Source organism: Leuconostoc citreum (assembly GCF_004354555.1).
Lineage (GTDB): Bacteria > Bacillota > Bacilli > Lactobacillales > Lactobacillaceae > Leuconostoc > Leuconostoc citreum.
Genome location: NZ_PUFH01000004.1, coordinates 32951 through 56487, shown reverse-complemented (window position 1 = coordinate 56487; position 23537 = coordinate 32951). Strand labels below are relative to the sequence as shown.

General features: G+C 39.2%; 21 protein-coding genes and 4 tRNA genes. 8 read left to right on the top strand and 17 right to left on the bottom strand.

The features are described from left to right. Positions 1-138: 138 nt before the first annotated feature. The 4 genes from rpoB to C5L21_RS02080 form a co-directional block, all read right to left on the bottom strand. Positions 139-3753, bottom strand: coding sequence for a DNA-directed RNA polymerase subunit beta (gene rpoB, locus C5L21_RS02095; RefSeq protein ID WP_004904425.1), 3615 nt, complete (start codon positions 3751-3753; stop codon positions 139-141). Positions 3754-3988: 235 nt separating this feature from the next. Further along, the gene (gene tpiA, locus C5L21_RS02090) at positions 3989-4801 is read right to left on the bottom strand and encodes a triose-phosphate isomerase (protein WP_004899338.1); all 813 of its coding nucleotides are present in this window, start codon (positions 4799-4801) and stop codon (positions 3989-3991) included. 2 nt (positions 4802-4803) lie between these two features. Then, positions 4804-5145 carry a hypothetical protein gene (locus C5L21_RS02085; RefSeq protein ID WP_004899340.1) on the bottom strand — a complete coding sequence of 114 codons (342 nt, stop codon included), beginning with the start codon at positions 5143-5145 and terminating at the stop codon, positions 4804-4806. 100 nt (positions 5146-5245) lie between these two features. Beyond that, a tRNA-Leu gene (locus C5L21_RS02080) sits at positions 5246-5330 on the bottom strand. A gap of 259 nt (positions 5331-5589) precedes the next feature. Here C5L21_RS02080 and C5L21_RS02075 point away from each other — a divergent pair. Both C5L21_RS02075 and gpmA read left to right on the top strand, forming a co-directional pair. Next, positions 5590-5790 (top strand): cold-shock protein, encoded by a 201-nt coding sequence (locus C5L21_RS02075; RefSeq protein ID WP_004899341.1) that lies wholly within the window; start codon positions 5590-5592, stop codon positions 5788-5790. A gap of 109 nt (positions 5791-5899) precedes the next feature. Further along, a complete protein-coding gene (gpmA, locus tag C5L21_RS02070) occupies positions 5900-6613 on the top strand; it encodes a 2,3-diphosphoglycerate-dependent phosphoglycerate mutase (protein ID WP_004899344.1) in 714 nt (237 codons plus the stop codon). A 96-nt stretch (positions 6614-6709) separates the two neighbouring features. Here the strand turns inward: gpmA and C5L21_RS02065 are convergent. Beyond that, positions 6710-6781 (bottom strand) — tRNA-Gln (locus C5L21_RS02065). 39 nt (positions 6782-6820) lie between these two features. Next, positions 6821-6903 (bottom strand) — tRNA-Tyr (locus tag C5L21_RS02060). A gap of 186 nt (positions 6904-7089) precedes the next feature. Here C5L21_RS02060 and C5L21_RS02055 point away from each other — a divergent pair. Beyond that, positions 7090-7758, top strand: coding sequence for a phosphatase PAP2 family protein (locus C5L21_RS02055; RefSeq protein ID WP_085699518.1), 669 nt, complete (start codon positions 7090-7092; stop codon positions 7756-7758). Positions 7759-7817: 59 nt separating this feature from the next. Here C5L21_RS02055 and nrdF read toward each other — a convergent pair whose 3' ends face one another. The 4 genes from nrdF to nrdH form a co-directional block, all read right to left on the bottom strand. Continuing rightward, on the bottom strand, positions 7818-8792 hold the full coding sequence (gene nrdF / locus C5L21_RS02050; protein ID WP_085699516.1) for a class 1b ribonucleoside-diphosphate reductase subunit beta: 975 nt from the start codon (positions 8790-8792) through the stop codon (positions 7818-7820). Positions 8793-8794: 2 nt separating this feature from the next. Further along, the gene (locus C5L21_RS02045) at positions 8795-9235 is read right to left on the bottom strand and encodes a class Ib ribonucleoside-diphosphate reductase assembly flavoprotein NrdI (RefSeq protein ID WP_004899354.1); all 441 of its coding nucleotides are present in this window, start codon (positions 9233-9235) and stop codon (positions 8795-8797) included. 80 nt (positions 9236-9315) lie between these two features. After that, a complete protein-coding gene (gene nrdE / locus C5L21_RS02040) occupies positions 9316-11487 on the bottom strand; it encodes a class 1b ribonucleoside-diphosphate reductase subunit alpha (protein ID WP_133285994.1) in 2172 nt (723 codons plus the stop codon). Positions 11488-11570: 83 nt separating this feature from the next. Further along, positions 11571-11801, bottom strand: coding sequence for a glutaredoxin-like protein NrdH (gene nrdH / locus C5L21_RS02035; RefSeq protein WP_004904428.1), 231 nt, complete (start codon positions 11799-11801; stop codon positions 11571-11573). Between the two features lie 485 nt (positions 11802-12286). Here nrdH and C5L21_RS02030 point away from each other — a divergent pair, with 485 nt between their 5' ends. The 3 genes from C5L21_RS02030 (at position 12287) to hflX (ending at position 16000) form a co-directional block, all read left to right on the top strand. After that, positions 12287-13693 carry a hemolysin family protein gene (locus C5L21_RS02030; protein WP_004899359.1) on the top strand — a complete coding sequence of 469 codons (1407 nt, stop codon included), beginning with the start codon at positions 12287-12289 and terminating at the stop codon, positions 13691-13693. A 127-nt stretch (positions 13694-13820) separates the two neighbouring features. Continuing rightward, on the top strand, positions 13821-14486 hold the full coding sequence (locus C5L21_RS02025) for a histidine phosphatase family protein (protein ID WP_004899366.1): 666 nt from the start codon (positions 13821-13823) through the stop codon (positions 14484-14486). 215 nt (positions 14487-14701) lie between these two features. Continuing rightward, positions 14702-16000, top strand: a complete 1299-nt coding sequence (gene hflX, locus C5L21_RS02020) for a GTPase HflX (RefSeq protein ID WP_004904430.1) — start codon at positions 14702-14704, stop codon at positions 15998-16000. Positions 16001-16035: 35 nt separating this feature from the next. Here hflX and C5L21_RS02015 read toward each other — a convergent pair. The 7 genes from C5L21_RS02015 to C5L21_RS01985 form a co-directional block, all read right to left on the bottom strand. Then, positions 16036-16109 (bottom strand) — tRNA-Pro (locus C5L21_RS02015). 124 nt (positions 16110-16233) lie between these two features. Further along, entirely contained in the window at positions 16234-16629 is a 396-nt protein-coding gene (gene rpsI / locus C5L21_RS02010) for a 30S ribosomal protein S9 (protein ID WP_004899371.1), read from the bottom strand. Positions 16630-16647: 18 nt separating this feature from the next. Beyond that, complete coding sequence (rplM, locus tag C5L21_RS02005; RefSeq protein WP_004899373.1) at positions 16648-17091, bottom strand: 50S ribosomal protein L13; 444 nt, start codon at positions 17089-17091, stop codon at positions 16648-16650. A gap of 164 nt (positions 17092-17255) precedes the next feature. Further along, positions 17256-18038: a tRNA pseudouridine(38-40) synthase TruA gene (gene truA / locus C5L21_RS02000; RefSeq protein WP_004899376.1), complete on the bottom strand. Its 783-nt coding sequence runs from the start codon at positions 18036-18038 to the stop codon at positions 17256-17258. 35 nt (positions 18039-18073) lie between these two features. After that, a complete protein-coding gene (locus tag C5L21_RS01995) occupies positions 18074-18880 on the bottom strand; it encodes an energy-coupling factor transporter transmembrane component T family protein (RefSeq protein WP_085699513.1) in 807 nt (268 codons plus the stop codon). Continuing rightward, the gene (locus C5L21_RS01990; RefSeq protein WP_004899382.1) at positions 18873-19730 is read right to left on the bottom strand and encodes an energy-coupling factor transporter ATPase; all 858 of its coding nucleotides are present in this window, start codon (positions 19728-19730) and stop codon (positions 18873-18875) included. Before C5L21_RS01990 ends, C5L21_RS01995 begins: the two co-directional genes overlap by 8 nt. Next, positions 19706-20527 carry an energy-coupling factor transporter ATPase gene (locus C5L21_RS01985; RefSeq protein WP_040190653.1) on the bottom strand — a complete coding sequence of 274 codons (822 nt, stop codon included), beginning with the start codon at positions 20525-20527 and terminating at the stop codon, positions 19706-19708. Before C5L21_RS01985 ends, C5L21_RS01990 begins: the two co-directional genes overlap by 25 nt. 188 nt (positions 20528-20715) lie before the next feature. Between C5L21_RS01985 and C5L21_RS01980 the strand changes: the two genes are divergently transcribed. Together C5L21_RS01980 and C5L21_RS01975 are read left to right on the top strand one after the other, a co-directional pair. After that, positions 20716-22386 carry an FAD-dependent oxidoreductase gene (locus C5L21_RS01980; RefSeq protein WP_004899386.1) on the top strand — a complete coding sequence of 557 codons (1671 nt, stop codon included), beginning with the start codon at positions 20716-20718 and terminating at the stop codon, positions 22384-22386. A gap of 100 nt (positions 22387-22486) precedes the next feature. Next, complete coding sequence (locus tag C5L21_RS01975) at positions 22487-23485, top strand: polyprenyl synthetase family protein (protein WP_004904433.1); 999 nt, start codon at positions 22487-22489, stop codon at positions 23483-23485. Positions 23486-23537 lie beyond the last annotated feature (52 nt).

Below are 23537 nucleotides of genomic sequence, written 5' to 3'. Positions count from 1 at the left end.
TTTGCTGTTACCTTTCATTATTTATGATATCAACATGTCTCGCAATCACTGCACGTTTGCTATAAGTTACTCTTAATCACGCGATTAAAAATAACTTATAACAAACGTGCCATGACAATGACACATTGTATTTATATTTTAATTTTCGTCGGTTACTTCAGTATTATCGCGAGATTCTACCTTAGAGAATGCTGCAGCAACTTCTTCATCTTCTTTATTTAACAAATCAGGGTTAGAACGAACCAACTTTTCAAGTGCATCAACTGGCAAAATTGAATCATCTTCATCCATTTGACGTAATTCAACTTCATCACCTGCATTATCCAAGACTTGCATATCCAAGCCAAGTGCTTGCAATTCTTTTACAAGCACACGGAATGATTCAGGCACACCTGGACGTGGAATTGGTTCACCCTTGATGATTGATTCATAAACCTTAACACGACCAGCAACATCATCTGACTTATAAGTCAAAATTTCTTGCAAAGTGTATGCAGCGCCATAAGCCTCAAGGGCCCAAACTTCCATTTCACCGAAACGCTGACCACCAAATTGTGCTTTACCACCCAAAGGTTGTTGCGTTACTAATGAATATGGTCCGATTGAACGCGCATGAATCTTATCATCGACCATGTGGGCAAGCTTCATATAGTGCATGACACCAACGCCGACACGTTTATCAAAGGCTTCACCAGTACGGCCGTCATAGACAACTGACTTACCGTCTTGTGGCAACCCAGCTTCGCGTAAAGCTGCTTCAATTTCATCATCACTTGCACCGTCAAAGACAGGTGAGGCAACATGAATACCAAGCTTCTTAGCCGCAAAACCAAGATGCAATTCAAGAACTTGACCAATGTTCATACGTGAAGGCACACCCATGGGTGACAACAAGATATCAATTGGTGTACCATCTGGCATATATGGCATATCTTCTTCAGGAACAACAACAGAGACTGTTCCCTTGTTTCCATGACGGCCGGCCATCTTATCACCAACTTGAATCTTACGTTTTTGTGCAATATAAACACGAACCATCATGTTAACACCTGGTGCTAATTCATCCCCGTTTTCAGGCGTATAGATACGGACATTTTGCACAACGCCGCCACCACCATGAGGAACACGCAAAGATGTATCACGTACTTCACGTGCCTTTTCACCAAAGATAGCATGTAACAAACGTTCTTCAGCTGATAATTCAGTCACACCCTTTGGTGTCACCTTACCTACCAAGATGTCGCCATCATGAACTTCTGCTCCCACACGAATGATGCCATCAGCATCCAAATCCTTCAATTGGTCTTCGCCAGTATTAGGAATTTCGCGAGTCATTTCTTCCGGTCCAAGTTTTGTATCGCGGGCCTCTGAATCATATTCTTCAATATGAATTGATGTATAAACATCTTCACGAACTAGGCGCTCGTTCAAAACAATGGCATCTTCGAAGTTATAACCCTGCCAAGTCATAAAGGCAATCAATGGGTTTTGTCCCAAAGCAAGTTCACCTTTTTCCATTGATGGGCCATCAGCCAAAACTTCATCGGCTTCAACATGCTCACCTTCATGGACAATTGGCTTTTGGTTATAATTTTTACCACCGTTTGAGCGGCGGAACTTCATTAGTTCGTACGTATCAAGTTGACCATCTTCACGACGCACACGAATTTGACGCCCATCAACATATTCAACAACACCAGCAGCACGAGAAATCATGGCAACACCAGAATCGTGGGCAGCCTTATATTCGATACCTGTACCAACAAGTGGTGCATGTGGGTCAAGCAAAGGTACGGCCTGACGTTGCATGTTGGCACCCATCAAGGCACGGTTAGAATCATCATTTTCTAAGAAAGGAATCGCTGCTGTACCAACAGAAACAACTTGCTTAGGCGAAACGTCCATGTAATCAATGCGATCTATTGGTGTTTCGATGTTTTCTTCACCAAAACGTGCCATAACTGTATCGTGAACGAAACTACCATCATCGTTCAACGGTGAGTTCGCCTGTGCGACAATATAGTTATCTTCTTCATCAGCAGTTAAATAGTCGATTTTGTCAGTAACCATATGGGTTGTCCAATCAACACGACGATAAGGTGTCTCAATGAAGCCATACTTGTTAATGCGACCATAAGTAGCTAATGAGTTAATCAAACCAATGTTTGGACCTTCTGGTGTTTCGATTGGATCAATTCGACCATAGTGTGTATAGTGCACATCTCGCACTTCAACACCAGCACGATCACGTGTCAAACCACCAGGTCCAAGGGCTGAAAGACGACGCTTGTGGTTCATTTCGCCCAATGGATTTGTTTGGTCCATGAACTGTGAAAGTTGCGATGAACCAAAGAATTCTTTAACAGCTGCCACAACAGGTCGAATGTTGATTAATTGTTGTGGTGTAACTGTATTTGCATCTTGAATTGACATACGTTCACGCACAACACGTTCCATACGTGTCAAACCAATACGGAATTGATTTTGTAGTAGCTCACCAACCGAGCGAATACGACGGTTACCAAGATGATCAATATCATCCACGTTTCCAATGCCTTCTTGTAAATTCAAGAAGTAGTTCATACCAGCTAAGATATCTGCTGGACGCACTGTCCGGTCATTTTCATCAATGTGTCCATTACCAATTAATAGTAATGTTTTTTCAGGATTCTCAGGTGATTCAATTTTAATTTTTTGGAGTGTTACAGGTTCTTCAAGTACTGCGTCTCCTGATGGTGTATAAGTTGTTGTCTTGAAGTCTTCACGATCCAAGAACGGACTCAATTTAGACATCACAGTCTTATCAACTAATGTGCCTTTTTCAGCAATGACTTCACCAGAATCCGGATCAGCTAATGTTTCAGCTAATGTTTGATTAAGCAAGCGTGTTTTTAATGACAACTTCTTGTTAATCTTATAACGTCCAACTGAAGCTAAATCATAACGCTTTGGGTCAAAGAAGCGTGCGACCAATAAAGCACGTGATGAATCAGCTGTCTTGGGTTCTCCTGGACGCAGACGTTCGTAAACATCTTTCAAGGCTTCCTCAACACGTGAATCCGACATGTCTTTATGCACATCTTTTTCAAGCGTCATGTTCAAAGCATCATATTGGTCAGAGAAAATATCAATGATGTCAGAATCTGATCCAAAGCCTAATGCACGTACTAGTTCTGTCATCAACAGCTTACGTGTACGATCAATACGGACGTTAGCAATGCCCTTAGCATCTGTTTCGTATTCCAACCAAGCACCACGGTTAGGAATAACTGTTGTTCCATAACGTGGGCGACCATTTTTATCATTTTCTTGGTTATAGTAGATACCCGGAGAACGTACTAATTGGGATACAATAACACGTTCCGCACCATTAATAATGAACGTTCCTTGTTCTGTCATTAATGGGAACTCACCAAAGAATACATCCTGAGACTTAATTTCACCGGTTTCATGGTTCGTCAAGCGTAAAGTCACATGTAATGGTGCTGAATAATTGGCGTCGTGTTCACGCGCCTCATCAATATTATACTTTGGTTCCATCAATTGATAATCAACATATTCCAAAGACAATGTCCCTTGGAAGTCATCGATTGGCATGATGTCACCAAACATTTCTTTGATACCTTCATCTAAGAACCATTGGTAAGATGCCGTTTGAATCTCAATCAAATTCGGCACATCAAGTACTTCTTTGATGCTAGCATATGAACGACGGGTACGGTGCTTACCGTACTTTACTAAATGTCCTGCCACATTTATCACCTCGTTTGTTTTTTGCTGCGTTTTGTTATTACAATTTGGTTACAAAACGGTCTTTTAGACTATTTTTGTTCCCGCATAGGCACAAAAAAAGCAATCGCCGCTGTTTCCGCAGACAACGTTTGCTTCAATATAAAGGCATTGCGGACAATATTTCGCAAAATTCCGTATTTATTCACAGTACTACTATCAATAATTATACGCTTTTACCACTAATTTGCAAGTCCAATTAAATGTGATCAATATCAAATTCTGGAACAGTTGGGTCCCGAGCAATTTCAATTAATTGTAAAAACTTTTTAGGATCTAATGCAGCCGTTCCTACCAAAACACCATCAATATCATTTTGTGACATAATCTCACGCGCATTATCCGGTGTTACCGACCCACCATACAACACCCTAACCTGTTCGGCGATAACCGGTGAATAAAGCTTTGCTAATGTTTGACGAATTAAATGTGCTGCTTTTTGCGCTTGATCAGCACTTGCCGCTTCGCCGGAACCAATAGCCCAAGTTGGCTCATAAGCAATCGTCACATTACGAATCTGATCTACTGACACACCTGCTAATGCTGCTGCAACTTGTGCAACAGACGGTTCTGCATCCATAAACTGTGCATAAGTACTCATATCTTCATCAACATCAATAATCGGGCGTAAGCCGTTACGTAATGCAGCGGTTACTTTCAAATTCACAGTCGAATCCGTTTCGTTAAAAAATTTACGGCGCTCAAAGTGGCCAATTAAAACATAGGTTGCGCCAATGTCTTTCAAAGCCTTAGGAGAAGTCTCCCCTGTATAAGCACCACCGTCTTCCCAATGTACATTTTCAGCGACCACATGTATAGGTGTGCCCGCCGTCGTCCGAACCATGTCAGCTAAAAACAAATCCTGTGCCGCAATTCCTGTTTCAACAACTTTTTGGTCGGGCACCTTATCATTGACTTGTGACAAAAAATCCATGACATCAGCTTGCAATTTATTAATTTTCCAATTAGCAACGACAAATGGCACACGCTGTTCTTTATGCATCTTTGACATGATTATTTATCATCTCCTTGTAACATCATAAACATAAATGCTGCCTCAATTAATAGTAACATTGCTGTATATTGCACGTCTTCATTAACAAGGTGGAGCAAAACGTAACTCACAACTAACACGCCAAGCCCCATACTTGTTTTAATCAATTTACGTTGATACTTGCTTTGATTTAGCTGTTCAACTAATCGGTCATTTTCAGACCTTAATTCTGATACATCTAACTTCAATGCTTCTATTTGATCTAATAATTGATCATTTTCTTGTTGCATATTTTCTAAAGCAGATTGTGGTATAACGTCTTCTGCCTTTTCATCTCGCTTTGTTCGTTTAAAAAGTAGCATCGTTGTTCTCCATTGCTTCTATTTTACCACAAGGAAAAACTGAATAGCTTTTAAAAGTAAAAGGCACCTCCCATTTTAGTAATGGGAAGTGCCTTGATTATGCAGCCGGCGGGAGTCGAACCCGCACGCCCTAAACGGGCACAGGATCCTTAATCCTGCGCGTCTGCCAATTCCGCCACGGCTGCGATGTCGTTTGTATTGACAACCATATTATTCTAACCCAGCCCAATGAAAATGTCAAGATAACACACCCCTAGCGCACTATTGCATTATCAAGCGCTTATCAATTCATATTATACTTGATTATTCTCACCAGTATGTTACACTGTGTTTGTAATAAAAGTTATTGATTTTGATTTGTTTTTCTCGGAAGGCGCTCAAGTACCAATTATTTAAGTTACAAAATAAAATCATTGGTGGAGCACACCAAAGGAGAAACATATCATGGAAAAAGGCACAGTAAAGTGGTTTAACGGCGAAAAGGGTTACGGTTTCGTGACTCGCGAAAACGGTGAAGATGTGTTCGCACACTTCTCAGCTATCCAAGGTGACGGCTTCAAGACTCTTGAAGAAGGTCAAGCTGTTGAATTCGAAGTTGAATCATCAGATCGTGGTTTGCAAGCTGCAAACATCGTAAAGTTGTAAGATTAAGTTCTGATACTTTCAAAACTCGCTTAGGCGAGTTTTTTTGTGTCGAAAAATCGTGGTATAATGGATATGTTATATTAAACACAAATTAAGGAGTTTAGCACACATGGCTAAGTTAGTATTAATCCGTCACGGTCAAAGTGAATGGAACGCATTGAACTTATTTAACGGTTGGATCGACACAAAGTTGTCAGACAAAGGTATCGCACAAGCTAAGGAAGCCGGCGAATTATTGGCCACTGAAGGCATCCAATTCGATCAAGCTTACACATCAGTTTTGACACGTGCCATCACAACATTGCATTATGCATTGGAAGAAGCTGGACAATTGTTCATTCCGGAAGCTAAGTCATGGCGTTTAAATGAACGTCATTACGGTGCTTTACAAGGCCAAAATAAAGCTGAGGCTGCAGAAAAGTGGGGCGACGAACAAGTGCACATTTGGCGCCGTTCATATGATGTGTTGCCACCATTGTTGGACGGTTACGATAAAGAAATGACTGTTCAAGGAAAGACATACCCCGCCTTTGATCGTCGCTACGCAGATGTCCCTGAAGGCGAATTGCCATTAGGCGAAAACTTGAAGATTACTTTGGAACGCGTTTTGCCTTTCTGGGAATCAGATATTGCCCCACAATTGCAAGCTGGTAAGAACGTTGTTATTGCTGCCCATGGTAACTCATTGCGTGCTTTGGTTAAGCATTTGGAAAACATCTCTGATGATGACATCTTAAATGTTGAAATTGCCAATGGCCAACCATTGGTTTACGATTTAGCTGATGATTTGTCAGTTGTTTCTAAGAAGACTTTGAGCAAGTAATAAAAAAGCCAACACACTAATCAATGTGTTGGCTTTTTTATGTCGTCTACAATTAAGAAAATAAAAGACCAACCACAAATGGTTAGTCTTTTAAAATTGCCCCTGCTGGATTCGAACCAGCGCATGTCGGTACCAAAAACCGATGCCTTACCACTTGGCGAAGGGGCAATAGTTAATCTTTTTAGCCGCTAACTATTAAATCGGCTATGGGAGCGGTAGGATTCGAACCTACGAACCCGAAGGAACGGAGTTACAGTCCGTCGCGTTTAGCCAGACTTCGCTACACTCCCATGTCTCAAACAACTATACTATCATAACAAATTATGGAACTATTGACAAGTCTTTTTAATGTTTTAATTAAAACACCCACAACCAAGCGTCAGTAATTTTATATTCGTGGCCGAATAGCCTTGTTTATATGTACGCCATTCATTATACTAGAATAAGATAAAATTCTTCATCTGGAGTGATATTATATGATTATTGCTGTGACAAACAAGCAACGTCGGCAAGCAGTGCTCGTACTAGCTATTGCCTTATTGTTAGCTATTCTCGTTAAACTCAATTTCATAATCCCCGTCGCACTAGATGGTTGGATGCATAGCTGGTTTAATAGCTTCCAGAGTAACTTTGGCGACGTTATTATGACTATAGCTACTTTTTTAGGCAACCCTGTTGTTGATATCGTTTATACACTAATTTTAGCTGGCGTATTAATTCTTGCTAGATTGCGTATTCCAGCCGTTTGGGCAATTATCACACTATTAACAGGTGATATCGTCTTAAAAATAATACAGTTTTTAATCCAGCGATCACGTCCTGTTGGGCATTTAATCGGGGATAGCTCACCAGCCTTCCCAAGTGGTCACGTATTCGGACTATTCGTGGTTATATTCATAGTTAGTATCCTTATTATCCCAAACATTAACAATATTGCTATACAATTCACCATACAATGGGCTGCCTTCTTGATTGGCGGACTAACCTTGATGAGCCGTATCTACTTCAATGCCAATTTCTTCAGTGATACCATTGCTGCTATACTATTTGCTTATGCTTGGGTTGTTTTCGCGGCAACCTGTTATGCTAAATTGGCCAAATATTTGAAAGCACGTATTCCGTTTTTCAAATACGACGAAATTTAATTTAAAAAGGACATGATGTTATTATCATGTCCTTTTTCATATCATAGTTTATTAATCTATCATTGTCCAATGGTGTAATCTGAATCATCCATCGCTTCAACCGCACCCAGCAAATAGCCATTACCTACACCAGAGAAGAAATCATGATTAGCTGTAGATGTTGAAATACCATTCATGACAACCGGATTCACATCCTCTGCACCATCTGGGAACATTGGCTCTTGCCCTAGATTCATGAGTGCCTTATTGGCATTGTAGCGCAAAAATGTTAATACTTGTTCTGTCCAACCTAAATCATCATACAATTCGTGTGTATACTTTTCTTCGTTTTCGTATAATTCATAAAGTAAATCATACATCCAGCTTTGAAGTGCTGTTGCTTCTGATTCAGGCAACTTATTAAAGCCTATTTGAAACTTATAACCGATATACGTTCCATGAACAGACTCGTCACGAATAATTAATTTAATAATTTCAGCAACATTTAACATTTTATTATGTCCCAAGAAATACAACGGTGTATAGAAACCAGAATAGAACAAAAATGTTTCAAGAAATACTGAAGCTATTTTCTTTTCTAATGGCGTACCTGTTTGGTAAATATCATTGATACGATTAGCTTTGTACTGTAAAAATTCGTTAGAATCTGCCCAAGCAAATATCGCTTCAATTTCTGATTTTTCGTTTAATGTTTCAAAAATAGAAGAATATGACTTAGCATGCACAGATTCCATAAATTGTATATTGTTTAAAACGGCTTCCTCTTTTTGATTCACAACGTCTAACTTCAGGGAGGCCATACCATCTTGTGATTGTAATGTATCAAGCGTTGTTAAACCACCAAAAACTAAATTCAAGGTTTGCCGCTCTTGATCAGACATATTACCACGCCATGTCCTCAAATCATTAGAAATCGGAATACGTGTATCAAGCCAGAATTGCTGTGTTAGCTTTTCCCAAGTTGCCTTGTCTAACTCATCTTCAATATTATTCCAGTTAATTGCTGTATATGAATTATCTTTTATATGTTTCACAGTTATTCTCCAAATAATGGTTTCATTAAATTATACACTTTTTCGGCATCAAATTTGCTGCCTCTCAGTTCGTAAGCAAACAACATTGGCACATCAAATTGTTCGGCGTAACGTTTCCCAGTAAGATTAAATTGCACATTGAAATTTCGATTACCGGATCCAACGATTCCCCTTAAATAACGTCGATTATTGCCAAAGGCAATATATTCTCCCAGCGCATTCGTAAATATTTCTGTCACTTCTGGTCCAGTCCCGGTCCCACCCGTTAAGTAGGTGGGGACAATAGCGATAAAAGGCGCTGTTTCATTAGCATAGTCCGTTTCTTCCCCAATCATTCGGGCGTCTACTTTATCACCATACTGCGCCGCAACCCGTTGTAATTTTTCAACAAAGGACTTGGTATTACCCTCTGTTGAAGCATACAAGACTGTCATTTTTACCATAGGTCCCCTGTCTCCTTAATCAAATATTCATATCTTATGTACAGATAAACACCTACTTAGCATTTATCTTTTAACTCAGATTAGATTGAGCAACTTTCACATTCATTAACACCAGACTCTTGGTTGTCGTCTGTAAAAGTACGTACATAATATAACGACTTGATACCCTTATTAAAGGCATAGTGACGCAAAATAGTTAAATCGCGCGTTGTCATTTTATTCGTTCTACCTTTTTTCCATTCGTAAAGCTTATCAGAAAGTGTTGAACGCATAAATAATGTCAACGCCATTCCTTGATCAATATGCTCTTGTGCAGCAGCATAGACATCTATTACTTTACGCATATCCGTGTCATAGGCCGATACGTAATATGGCATAGTTTCATCACTTAAACCAGGCGCTGGATAATATACCTTACCAATCATCCCTTCTTGACGTTCTTCGATCTTATTCACAATAGGTAATAACGTTGCCGTTGTGTCGTTAACGTATGAAATAGAACCTGTTGGTGCAATCGCATGGCGGTATGCATGATACATACCATATTTTGCAACGTCGTCTTTCAATGTCAACCAATCATTTTTAGTTGGCAGATGGTGTGGCGCAAAAGCTTGCGCAACCTTTTGCGTTTTAGGCTGCCAATCATTGTTAATATACTTATCAAAGTAGGCACCGTTTGCATACGTTGACTTCTCAAACTCATAAAATGTTTCGTGACGCTCTTTTGCAATGCGCATAGATGACTTAATAGAATAATAATTCAGGGTCATAAAGAAAGTTGTTGTAAAGTCCAGCGCTTCTTCATCACCATAGTACATTTGATTTTGTGCAAAATAAGCTGCTAATCCCATTGCGCCAAGCCCAATAGCATGCTTTTCTTTATTACCTTTATCAATTGAAGGTACCACATCAAGATTAGATGTGTCTGATACAAATGTCAAGGCACGCACCATTGTATCAACAGATGTATCAAAATCTTGCGTTGCCATCATATTAACGATATTGATGGATCCCAAGTTACAACTGACATCTGACCCTAAACGCGTATACTGCTGCCCATTATCAATGTCTGAAGGTCTTTGCACTTGTAAAATTTCAGAACAGAGGTTAGAAGAGACAATTTTACCTGCAATTGGGTTTTCTCTATTAGCTACATCAATGTTGATAATATAAGGATACCCAGACTCTTGCTGAAGTTTTGAAATTTCTTCTTCTAACATGCGTGCATCAACACGATACTTGGTAATTGCATCATTTTCAACCATATTATCGTATTCCGCTGTTATATCAACATAATTGAATGATTGGCCATACACTTTTTCCACATCAACTGGGCTAAACAAGTACATTGTCTTATTTTGGCGAACTAATTCGTAGAATTTATCTGGTACCGTAAGCCCCAAAGATAGTGTCTTCACACGCACTTTTTCATCAGCATTTTCTTTTTTTGTTGACAAAAAGGCCATAATGTCTGGGTGGAAAATAGATAAGTAGACAACACCAGCACCTTGACGAGCACCAACCTGCGATGAAAATGTAAATGAATCTTCTAACAATTTCATAATGGGTACAACACCACCAGCTGAATTAGCAATGCCCATAACAGGTGCCCCAGCCTCGCGAACATTGGAAACATTAATACCAACCCCGCCACCCATCTTAGATAACTGCAATGCTGAATTAATTGTACGTCCAATTGAATTCATATCATCAGATGTTTGAATGATAAAGCAAGATACCAACTCACCTCGCCGTGCACGACCAGCATTTAAAAAGCTAGGGGTTGCTGGTTGATAACGTTGATGAATCATTTCATCAGCCAACTTAAGTGCCAATGACTCTTGACCGTTAGCATAATACAAAGCATTCATAGCCACACGGTCTACATATGTTTCGACATAGTATTGGCCATCATTTGTTTTTAGTGCATACTGATTATAAAACTTAAAAGCAGCCATAAAAGACTTGAAATTAAAATGTTCACCTTCAAGATAAGCATATAATTTTTCAATAAATGACAAATCATATTGTGCGATAAATTCTCGTTCAATGAATTGATTATCAAACAGCCAATCAAATCGTTGAGCTAATGAATCAAATTTCAAAACATTTGGCCAGACATTTTCTTTCAAAAAGGCATCTAGCGCCTCTTGATCTTTATCTAACTGTATTTGATTATTCTTGGGTATATTAACCTGATTATTTAGGTCAAAATATGTTACTTCATCTATGTTAATCTCTTTTAACGGCATTACACTTATCCTTCCGATTGGCTAATCACTTGGCAAATAAAAAAACATCGATTGGTCGCTCGATGTTATCAATCACTTTAAGATTAAGCCGAAATCTTTTTTAATACATCTGGACGGAATCCAGAAAACTTAGGCATTCCTTCAATTGATACAACCGGCGTCTGACGGAAACCATCAGCTTTTAATTCATCAACATACTCAATCTCTTCTTCAATATTTATTTCTCGAAATGGAATACCCTGTGTTTCCAGAAACTTTTTAGTCATCTTGCACTGTACACAATCATATTTTGTATAAACGGTTACTTTCTCCATAATGTTAACACCCACTTTTTAAAATATTTAATCAATTAAATTCAAAGAACTATGTACTAGTTAGTTTACCTATTTTTCAAAAATAAACAAGGACAATATGTGTGTTCACAAACAGTTGTTCGACACAAGTCAATGAAACCAACATATCTCTGATTCAAACAGGCGAAAAATTCACAATGTCAAGAAATGCTTGTTGAAAACATTGCCATATCAAGCGTTTAGCGCATTTGTTCACAAATGAAATATCTAATTTTTTATCATAAAACAGGCAGTATACCTAGTCTACCAAATTTTTACCGACTATCATTCATAAAATTAGTTTTCATGTTGCGAAAATATGTTCGCTTTTATATCCATTTAGCATTTTATTAAGGTACATTGTTCGTCTTATTTGAAAAAGTTATAATTTTAATAATTTTACAATATTCAGTCTGATTTTCTGGTATAATAGCCGGTAGTTATAATAAGAAAAGAGGTTTACGAATTTGGATTCTGGTCCGTCTATGCTCCTTAACTTTTTCATTATTGTTTTGGTGCTGTTGCTAGCTATTTTGTTCACACTGACTGAATATTCTTTGGTTAAGGTGCGTCTCAGTGCACTTCGTGATTTACAGGAAAATCGAGAAAAGCCTTCACGAAATATAGCAAATGCCATCCACATGGTAACACATTTAACTGAATATCTTTCCACTGCACAAGTTGGTATTACGCTAACCAGTCTGATTTTGGGTTGGGTTGGTGAAGCGACTGTTGCAAAAATTATCCTCGGCACTGGACTTTTACCAGTTGAGTACTCAGCCATTGTTTCTTCTGTATCAGCAATGATTATTTTTACCATTGTTCACGCTGTATTTACCGACTTGGTACCAAAAAACATCGCGATTGAGTCTCCTGTCAAGGTACTACTTTTCATTGTTCGTCCCGTGCGCTTTTTCCATATCGCACTCTTCCCAATGATTTGGGCGTTAGACCACTTATCCAACGTCATCACACATTTGTTAGGCTTTAGAACTGATGGTGAGGAGGATATCTATTCTCAAACTGAAATTCTATCATTGTCTAAAAATGCTGCTGCGGCTGGTGAGTTGGACGAAGAAGATTTAACCTTTATGCAGCGCGCATTTGAAATGAATGATAAAGTTGCGGTTGATATTATGATTGATCGTACTTCTATGACAGCAATTGATGTGAAAACGCCAATTGCTGATGCCCTCAATTTGTACTTACAAGAACGCTATTCTCGCTTCCCCGTGATTGCTGATAACGACAAAGACAAGGTGCTTGGCTACGTCTTTAACTATGACCTCGTCAGACAAGCACGAATTAATGACAAAGACCCCGTATCAAAAATCATGCGTGATATCCCAGCGGTACCTGAAAATATGGATCTTCATGATGTCATGGATGAAATGATTATTAAGCGCTCACCAATTGCCATCGTAGTCGATGAATATGGTGGCACTAGTGGTCTAATTACCGATAAAGATATTTATGAAGAATTATTTGGTACGGTACGTGACGAAATTGATGATGTTTCAGACGACTACATTGAAAAGCTCGGTGATCATCGCTACAAGGTGTCAGGTAAAATGACGCTTTATGATTTTGAAAGATACTTTAGTCAAACGATTAAAGAATTAGAAGAAGATGATGCCGTCACATTAACTGGTTACGTTTTAAATCACGATCCAGAATTCAGAGCTGGCGATACCATGAAAGTGGCTAACTTCCAATTCACAGCTTTAGATTACGACAATGCCTATATTTCCGAATTTATTGTTCAGGTGTCTCCAACACCACGACAAGATCGTAACAATAATGGTATTTTTGATGAAGATGAAATGACTAATAAAAATAACGAGCAACCATCTGAAAAAGCTGCCACGAACTAAAACCACAAATGTGGTTTTTTTTTACAAGCTTTTACATACAAATGATAAAATAAAAGTAATCTATTATTAGGAGGTTTGTACTTGTTGCTAATCAATATTAATGATTAAACAATAAGCACACCATATTATGGCTATTAATCTTTATATTGTTCGCCACGGCGAAACTTACTTTAACTTCTTACATCGTTTTCAGGGTTGGTCTGATGCACCACTAACGCCTAAGGGTATCCAACACGGCATTGATGCAGGTGAGCGCCTTAACAATATCCACTTTGATGGTGCCTATTCATCTGACTTAACCCGTGCAATCCACACAGCACGCTATATTCTACAACACAACACGACGCAATCACCCAAAGAGCCTACCCAACTTTTTGATTTCCGCGAACAATTCTTTGGCTCATTTGAAGGTATTAATGGTGAAACTGTCACCACAACACTACAAGCCTATAAAACAGAGAACTTTGGCACCTACGCCAATCTCGTTGCAAAATATGGTATGGCTGATGCAATGGACACTGTTGCATTAGCTGATCCTTATCATTTTGCTGAGAATGATCAAAAATGGTGGCATCGCGTATCTCACGGTTTTGCAGATATTCAATCACGCCATTCAGATGGTGATAATGTATTAATTGTATCCCACGGCACCACCATCCGCGGTATTGCTGAAAAGTTAGGACGCCATGATTTAGCTGGCGAACCCGTTAAAAACGGTGCAGTAATGCAAATTGCGCTATCAGTAGATCATGCTGACATTATTCGTTTTAATGATGATAGCACCGTTTTTTAACCCGTTTTCGTGGACAAGTCACTTGAAAACTGTTACACTTTAAACATCATATTAATGAAGGAAGTAAAGCACATTGTTGAACAAATTTTAAGATTCCGCATATCAAAATAGATTGTCTATTTTTGTGTGCATTTCTTGAGATTGGTTTGCAGCTTTGCCCTTAACACGTCAAAATGCCCCCAGTCTCGTTTATAAGTTACTGGAGGTATTTTTTTATGACTGAACAACATGTCACTAATCAAGGACAACGCCGCGTCTTTTTAATTGGTTTATCGACTAATGCAAGTAATATTGACTACGAATTAGAAGAATTAGCTAATTTAGCCAAAGCTAATCAACTCATCCCCGAAATCATTTTTTCACAAAAGCTTGAACGACCAAACCCAGCAACTTACTTTGGTAAAGGTAAGGTTGATGAACTTGCTGAAGCGGTTAAAACATATGATGTGGATATGATTGTCGCCAACGACGAATTATCCCCATCCCAAATTCGCAACCTAGAAAAAGTAACGCAAGCAACTGTTTTGGATAGGACAGGTTTAATTTTAGACATTTTTGCACAACGCGCACAAACGAAAGCAGCAAAATTGCAGGTCCAATTAGCGCGTCTGCAATATCAACTTCCCCGCTTGCGGACCAGTATGTCGGTTAGTCTCGATCAACAAACAGGTGCCGGTGGTGGTGGCTTTACATCGCGAGGTTCTGGTGAAACAAAACTCGAAGAGTCGCGTCGTCGTATTACGTCGCAAATGGTTCATATTAGACAAGAATTAGCTGATTTATCGAAGGGTGAAGATACACGTTCGGCACGGCGAACGGCTAATAATCTGCCTAATGTCGCATTGGTTGGTTACACCAACGCCGGCAAATCAACGTTAATGAACCGCTTATTGGCTCGTTTTGGTATCGGAGCCGAATCTGATGACACCAAACAAGTTTTTGAAAAGGATATGCTATTTGCCACATTAAATACAACTGTACGGCAACTCACCTTACCAGATAAGACACAATTTTTACTCAGTGATACAGTTGGCTTTGTTTCTAAACTGCCACATAACCTTGTTGCAGCTTTCAAATCAACATTACAAGAAGCTGCGCAAGCTGATTTACTCTTACAAGTTGTAGATATCTCGGACCCACATTATAAAGATATGATGACTACGACAGAAAACACCTTACGCGAAGTTGGTGTTACTAACATACCAATGGTGACTGTTTACAATAAAGCCGATAAGACAACGCTCAATTATCCAGATGTTTCGGGCGAAAACGCAATTACCTTATCAGCACTTGAAGCAGCATCTCAGGATGCGCTCATTACGTTAATTCAAAAACATGTCTTTAAAGATAACGAAACTGTGACGTTACATATACCATTTGATCAAGGGGCCGTACAAGCAAAATTAGCAGCCAATCATACTTTTATTGCGGAAAATTATGATGATTCAGGTACGTTGTTGACAGTCGAACTATCACAATTAGAGCTTGAACAATTTAAAAAATATATTATTTGATTAAAAAACATCAACTTTTTGTTGGTGTTTTTTTATCGGGATGACGAGATTTGAACTCACGGCCTCTGTGCCCCGAACACAGCGCTCTACCAAACTGAGCTACATCCCGTAACGAGATTATTCTATTACAAAAAAACAATAAATGCAAAAAAATCGCCACAAAAAAACACCATCTACTATCGTTAATAGATGGTGCTTGATATAGTTCCCAATTGAATAACGCAAATAAAATATTAACGCTTTGAGAATTGTGATGCCTTACGGGCTTTCTTCAAACCTGGCTTCTTACGTTCCTTCATTCGTGAGTCACGTGTCAACAAACCTGCTGACTTCAATGCTGCACGGAAATCAGGATCAACTGTCAACAACGCGCGGGCGATACCGTGACGTGTTGCACCAGCTTGACCAGAATAACCACCACCAATAACGTTAACCAATACATCGTAGTTACCCAATGTTTCAGTAGCGTTGAATGGTTGCAAAACAACTTCACGCAAGTTAGCGAAAGGAATATATTCTTCGATTGACTTGCCGTTCATTGTGATTTGGCCATTACCTGGAACCAAACGCACACGAGCAACTGAGTTCTTACGACGGCCTGTGCCGGCATATTGTACTGCTGTAGCCATAATTTAAATTCTCCTTTCTTAAACCAACTTGTTGATGTCAAGTGCTTCAGGTTGTTGTGCTGCATGGGCATGTTCTGCACCAGCATACACGTGCAAGTTCAAGCCTTGCTTACGTCCCAAAGTGTTCTTTGGCAACATACCGTGGATTGACAATTCAAGCAACTTTTCAGGGTTGAATTCACGATAGTTTCCAGCTGTGCGAGCCTTCAAACCACCTGGGTGGTTTGAGTGGTGGTAGTAAACCTTATCTGTGGCTTTCTTACCAGTCAACTTTACTTCGGCTGCATTGATAATGATTACATGGTCACCCATGTCAACGTTTGGTGTAAACGTTGGCTTGTTCTTACCACGCAAAATTGAAGCAACTACTGTTGACAAACGTCCCAAAACGACGTCTTTGGCATCAATAATATACCACTTCTTTTCGATTTCACCTGGTTTTGCTAAAAATGTTGTACGCATGTTTGCGCTCCTTTGATTAGTTGTTTACAGGCGTAGCCGTTCCTTGCTACGCAATTACAATAAGTTTCCGGGGCTTATCGTGAGGTAAACAATACCGTGTTCTATCTTACCTAAAATAAGGGTTATTGTCAATGGTTTTGGCAAAATCCATTCACAAATCGTGCTTAATTGGCAGGGTTCTCACCATAGTCAATTTCGTCCAAGTACAAGCCGCTCGCTGGTGCAGTAAAACGGGCCTGCTCACGGTCCTTGACTGCAATTAAACGTTGAATATCGTGTATTTCACGGCGACCATTGCCAATTTCTAGCAACACGCCTACCATGATTCGAATTTGATTATATAAAAAAGCATTTCCCTCAAAAACAAATACCAATTCTTGCTCGTCTGGCTTCTCAATCAATTGTGCTGAAGTAATCGTGCGAACTGTCGATGCCGTTTGATTACCCGAAGCAGCAAAACTAGCAAAATCATGTTCGCCTATTAAATCAGGTAGTGCTTCCTGAATTCGACTTGTGTCTAAATGCCAATGAAAGTGGCCGGTGTAATGGCGTTTAAACGGGTCCGTAAATGCTGTCGTAGACACACGATAAAAATAACGTTTGGCATGTGTACTGAATCTAGCATGAAAATCATCAGAAACTTTCGTAACTGCTTTGATAAGAATATCTCTTGGTAAGAGTGTATTCAATCCCTTGCTCACGCCGACAGGATTAATATCGAATGGTAAATCAAAATGCACCACCTGCCCAAAAGCATGCACGCCAGTGTCTGTTCGGGAAGCCCCGACTACTTTAATGGGTGTGACAGGTTGCTTAGCCATTTGATTGACGGCTTTATTAAGTTCACCTTGTACCGTGCGTTGGACTTCAACACCACTTTTAGTTTGTACTTGAAAACCAAAAAAATTGCTGCCATCATATGCGACTATTGCTTTATATCGTGTCATGACTATTGCACCTCATTGATGCACTCCTTAATTTTCTAAAATCCTGTGACTATTTTGATACCAAAAAAGATAATCACAAAAAAAACAATGGTAAAAAAAGCAATATAATCATTCCGGTCATAATGCAGTATACGATAGCGTGTGCGCTGAACTGCATCTTTAAAGCCTCTGACTTCCATTGCGTTGGCTAGATCTAGCGCGCGCTGTAGTGCACCAACAAACAACGGAATAAGTAATGGAATAATTGCTTTAGCCCGCTTAATTGGGCCACCAGTTGAAAAGCTCATGCCTCGTGATTTCTGGGCATTCATAATTTTTTGCGTCTCATCCATGAGTAAAGGTACAAAGCGTAACGCAATTGATAGCATCAGCGCCAATTCGGCAACCGGCACTTTGATTTTTTTTAGAGGTCCCAACAAGGATTCAATAGCATTAGCTATGCTCGTGGGGGGTGTTGTCAAAGTTAGAATGGTTGACATTAAAATAATTAAAACAAAGCGCACCATCACATAAATCGCGTTCACTACCCCTGGCACAGTCACACTTAGCGGTCCTAAATGCCATAATACTGGCGAACCTGGAGTAAATAGTAACTGTAAAATAACAGTGAATAAAATTAACCAAAAAATGGGCTTCAAGCCATCCCAATATAATTTAAATGGTTGGCCAGTAAATTTAATTAAACCAACAACAAAGACAGCTGACCAAAGATAGGTTTGCCAATTGTTCGCCCACAGCATCACAAAAATGTAGATAAATGTCCCAATCATTTTAGTACGTGGGTCAAGACGGTGAATGAGCGACTCGCCGGGCACAAAGCGACCAATCATAATATTATTCATGTTGCGCCCCCTTATTGATTAATGAAGCTAAATCTTGTAAATTAAGTGGTCTGCGTGGCAAAATAAGCCCAGCCGCCTTCATTTTTTCAGCAAATTGGCCTGCTTTGGGTAAATCTAGCATCAAGTCTTGAAACCAAGATAAATCACGATTAAACAAAACTTTTGGTGCTTCTTGCGCTACGATTCTGCCCTCATGCATCACAATAACTTGGTCAGCAACGGTGACTACATGTTCCATCTGATGGGAAATAAATACAACAGTCTTGCCCATTTTTTTCAACTCTAAAACAAGTGCCAGTAATTCAGCTTGCCCACGCGGGTCAAGACCGGCTGCTGGTTCATCTAAAACAATCACCGAAGGATCACTAGCTAAAGTGCCTGCCATTGCCACGCGACGCATTTGCCCACCAGAAAGATCAAATGGTGATTTCGACCATAGATTTTCTGACACGCCGATACGCGTTAATGCTTGCTCAGCGGCTATTTTGGCTGCCGCTTTCGTCATACCAAAATTTAATGGCCCATACATCACATCTTCAATTACCGTATTAGCAAACAATTGATTTTCCGGAAATTGAAAAACAATACCCACTTTTTGTCGCAATTGGATAAGTTGCTTTTCCTTGGTACCTGATGTGAGTTTAAAATCATCAATCAAAACTTGCCCTGTTGTTGGCTTTAATAGCCCATTAATATGTTGAATAAGTGTTGATTTACCTGAACCAGTTTGTCCAATAATCGCTGTTATTTCACCAGTTGGCATGTTCACATTAATATCATGTAATACATCTTGTGATAATGTTGTCCCAGCCCCATAAGTAAAGTTTACTTGCTCAAATCTGATAGCCACTGAATTAATTCTCTTTCGTCTAAGTATTTTTCAGGATGATTGTGCAACTGTGAGGCCAACTCTCCTGAAAAAGGTAATTCTAAGCCGCTGTCACGTAGCATAGTCTGTTGGCTAAACACTTGATGCGGTGTGCCGTCCAAAATGAGTTGCCCATCATTAATAACTACGACACGATCCGCTAATGCAGCCTCATCCATATCATGTGTAATCGTTATTAACGTCAATGCTTTGCCAAATCGCTCTCTAAGTGACGTTAAAGTCGCCATGACCATTTGTCTACCCGCTGGATCCAGCATTGCAGTTGCTTCATCTAAAATAATAATTTTAGGCTTTAAAGCAAGCACACTAGCGAGCGCTACACGCTGTTTTTGACCACCAGAAAGCATATGCGGCTCGCGATCTTTAAACGCCTGCATATCGACAATCGTGAGTGCTTCCTCAATTAATCTTGGCATCTCGATACTAGCAACTTGCTTATTTTCTAAGCCAAAGGCGACATCATCAGCCACTGTTGCACCGACAAACTGATTATCTGGATTTTGGAAAACCATGCCAATCTGTTCTCGAATACGGTAAACCGTTTCGGGACTTAATATATCATCAAAAACACTAATGGTTCCGCCAGTCGCGGCAATTAGTCCTAATATCAGTTTAGCTAATGTTGATTTACCTGAACCATTATGCCCAACTAATGCTACCCATTCACCAGTTTCAATATCGAGATTAAAATCATCGAATAAATTCTGATCAGAATCATAACTGTATTTTAAATTGTTAATTTTAATTGCTTTTGTCATTAGACCTTATTTTATCATAGGTTGCTCGTATTATACTATTATTAGTTTATGCCATATGTTATTAACAGACACGTTACTTCACAAACTTATTTTCAGGTAAACTCTTTTAAAATAACGGAAATTAGTCTATAATAAAATAGATATTTCACAAGAATATTAGACAATTCACAATAAGGAAGAAAATAGTCATGGCAGAAAAAAACATTGTCATTGTTGGTGCTGGATTTGGTGGTGTATTTGCAGCAAAAACTTTGTCAAAGAAGTTAAAATCACATAAAGAATATAATATCATTTTGATTGATAAGCATTCTTACTTCACGTACATGACAGAATTGCACGAAGTGGCTTCACAACGTGTTGCACCTAAACACGTACAAGAAGATTTAGAACATCTCTTCTATCAGAATAAAAATGTTAAATTGTTGACTGCTGAGGTCAATGGTATTAACAAAAATGATAAAATTATTAAAACAACACATGGGGATATTAATTACGAAAAGCTTATTCTAGCTATTGGTGGTCAATCAAATGACTTTGGAACCCCCGGTGTTAAAGAACATGGTTTTGAAATGTGGTCGATGGAAGAATCCTTGAAGATTCGTAATCACGTGGAAAACATTATTGGTCAAGGTGCTGCTGAATTAGACCCTGTAAAACGTGCCCAATTACTAACGATTGCAGTTGTTGGCTCTGGCTTCACAGGTGCTGAATTGATGGGCGAATTTATTGAGCAACGACGTGTCTTGGCCCAAAACTATAAGCTAGATGAAAGTGAAATTAAGCTGGTTTTGTTGGAAGCATCACCTTCAATTCTAAACATGCTAAAAGACCGTCATTTGGCTGATAAGGCTTTCAAATATATGACTAGCAACGGTGTTGATATTCGTCTCAACTCACGTGTCACTGGTGTCAATGAAGACGGTGTCATCTTTGCTGATGAATCAACATTACCTACAAAGTCGTTAATCTGGACAGCAGGTGTTAAAGCTAAGTCATTTATTTCTGACTGGGGCTTCAAATATGGACGAGGCGGTCGTATTGAAGCTGATGATTATATGCGTGCCAAATTAGATAATGATGAATCAGCAACAGATATTTATGTTGCTGGCGATACCTTATCATATGTTGATGAAAAGACAGGCCCTGTCCCACAAACCGTAGAAGGTGCTGAAAGTGCTGCTCGTACGGCATCTCATAATCTGTTAGCTGATCTTGGCTTTGGTCAAGCTAAGACATTTTCTGAGTTGGTTAAGTATCATGGCTTCGCTGTATCTATTGGCTCACATTACACCGTAGCTAGTCTGATGGGCTTAAATTTCTCTGGTTTCTTCGCTAGCTTGGCAAAACATGGCATCAACCTATTCTTTTACTCTCAAATTCGTTCAATGTACTCAATTTTCCACTATATGATGGATGAGTTTTTCCGGACAGAAAATGGCCGTAATCCTTTCCAGGGTACGATTTCACGTCTCGGTAACGTGTTATGGTCTACACCATTACGTCTGTTTCTAGGTATCTTTTGGATTTTAGCTGCAGTTGGTGGACTCGGCGACCTCAACATGCTCTTCTGGCAGCATGGTCTAGCTAGTTTCATTGAAATTGTGACTGGTGCAGGTATTTTACTTGGTCTCTTCACTTGGCCACTTGCTGTTGTTTCAATTATTTTAACAATCACAGCGTGGGCTACTAATGGCTTTGATATGACACACTGGTTCATTTTGCTTTCAAGCATTGCTATTATGAATGGTTCTGGCCGTGGATTTGGATTGGATTTCTATGTTGTGCCATTACTTCAAAAGCTATTCGGTGGACTTTGGTATGGTAAAGCTAAGTCAATTTATGATGATTTAGATAAGTAAGTTATAATAATAAAGTGCGATACTTAGTTTCTCGCACTTTGTACATAATACCTGTATACTTATCAGTAAGTATACTTGAGAGAAATAGAGAAAAATTAACATGTCTACGCCTACTTTACCCAAATTTTGGGAAGATTTTCCTGAATTATCTGCACCTTTGCAGGCTGTCTTAGAAGATATGTCTGCAAGTTGGCACATTGGTTTTGAAGAAATCGACACTGCCATTCGATCCCAGCTCAATGCTGGAAAACTTATTAGACCAGCACTCACCCTATTATTTTCTAGATTAAGTGATAACCCTTACAACGCTAAGGCTATTTCACTTGGTGCTAGCCTTGAATTACTCCATCTAGCAACGTTGATTCATGATGACATTATTGATGAATCTAAATTACGTCGCGGCCATGAAAGTATTCAAAGTCAATTTGGCAAAGATACTGCCGTCTACGCCGGCGACTATCTATTGACTGGTATGTTTTCACTTTTGGAGCGCGCCGACAAACCCGCTGCTAATAAACTCGCTCTAAAAGCCTTACAAGAAATACTGTTTGGCGAGCTTGTTCAAAAGCAAAATAGATATAATTTGTCTGCTGATTTTAACTCTTATTTAACTCAAATTAAAGGTAAAACAGCAGCATTGTTTAGATTGAGCGTTAGTTTTGGTGTCATTAGTGGAGACAATTACAGTGAACCTTTACTAGAAACGGTCAGTCATCTCGGAGAAAATATTGGTGTCACCTTCCAATTACTAGATGATTATTTGGATTTTGAGTCAATCACACAAGATTTATCACTTGGCAAGCCAGTGGGCCAAGATATCCGTAACGGCATCTATACAGCCCCCATACTCTTTGCGCTAGCAGATCCGGTAATTTCTGACAAAATAATACCTTTATTAGCCAAGCGTGATGATATTAGCGACATAGAAATGATGACTTTGCATACCTTGATTACTGAAAGTAATGCCATGGTGAAATTATCAGATTTATTGACTAACTATACTGAATCCTTAAAGCAGATGATTCAGTCATTACCTGATGAAGGCATTCGATTACAGCTCGAACAGCTAAGCGGTATTTTACTCAACCGTAAATATTAATAGAACATATAAAAAATCCTTGAAGTTTTTATAACTTCAAGGATTTTTAGAT

Excerpts from the sequence above, each read along its gene's own strand:
- tpiA (WP_004899338.1), bottom strand. The coding sequence starts at position 4,801 with ATGTCAAAGATGCATAAAGAACAGCGTGTGCCATTTGTCGTTGCTAAT.
- C5L21_RS02085 (WP_004899340.1), bottom strand. The coding sequence starts at position 5,145 with ATGCTACTTTTTAAACGAACAAAGCGAGATGAAAAGGCAGAAGACGTT.
- C5L21_RS02075 (WP_004899341.1), top strand. The coding sequence starts at position 5,590 with ATGGAAAAAGGCACAGTAAAGTGGTTTAACGGCGAAAAGGGTTACGGT.
- gpmA (WP_004899344.1), top strand. The coding sequence starts at position 5,900 with ATGGCTAAGTTAGTATTAATCCGTCACGGTCAAAGTGAATGGAACGCA.
- C5L21_RS02055 (WP_085699518.1), top strand. The coding sequence starts at position 7,090 with ATGATTATTGCTGTGACAAACAAGCAACGTCGGCAAGCAGTGCTCGTA.
- C5L21_RS02045 (WP_004899354.1), bottom strand. The coding sequence starts at position 9,235 with ATGGTAAAAATGACAGTCTTGTATGCTTCAACAGAGGGTAATACCAAG.
- nrdE (WP_133285994.1), bottom strand. The coding sequence starts at position 11,487 with ATGCCGTTAAAAGAGATTAACATAGATGAAGTAACATATTTTGACCTA.
- nrdH (WP_004904428.1), bottom strand. The coding sequence starts at position 11,801 with ATGGAGAAAGTAACCGTTTATACAAAATATGATTGTGTACAGTGCAAG.
- C5L21_RS02025 (WP_004899366.1), top strand. The coding sequence starts at position 13,821 with ATGGCTATTAATCTTTATATTGTTCGCCACGGCGAAACTTACTTTAAC.
- hflX (WP_004904430.1), top strand. The coding sequence starts at position 14,702 with ATGACTGAACAACATGTCACTAATCAAGGACAACGCCGCGTCTTTTTA.
- rpsI (WP_004899371.1), bottom strand. The coding sequence starts at position 16,629 with ATGGCTACAGCAGTACAATATGCCGGCACAGGCCGTCGTAAGAACTCA.
- rplM (WP_004899373.1), bottom strand. The coding sequence starts at position 17,091 with ATGCGTACAACATTTTTAGCAAAACCAGGTGAAATCGAAAAGAAGTGG.
- truA (WP_004899376.1), bottom strand. The coding sequence starts at position 18,038 with ATGACACGATATAAAGCAATAGTCGCATATGATGGCAGCAATTTTTTT.
- C5L21_RS01995 (WP_085699513.1), bottom strand. The coding sequence starts at position 18,880 with ATGAATAATATTATGATTGGTCGCTTTGTGCCCGGCGAGTCGCTCATT.
- C5L21_RS01985 (WP_040190653.1), bottom strand. The coding sequence starts at position 20,527 with ATGACAAAAGCAATTAAAATTAACAATTTAAAATACAGTTATGATTCT.
- C5L21_RS01980 (WP_004899386.1), top strand. The coding sequence starts at position 20,716 with ATGGCAGAAAAAAACATTGTCATTGTTGGTGCTGGATTTGGTGGTGTA.
- C5L21_RS01975 (WP_004904433.1), top strand. The coding sequence starts at position 22,487 with ATGTCTACGCCTACTTTACCCAAATTTTGGGAAGATTTTCCTGAATTA.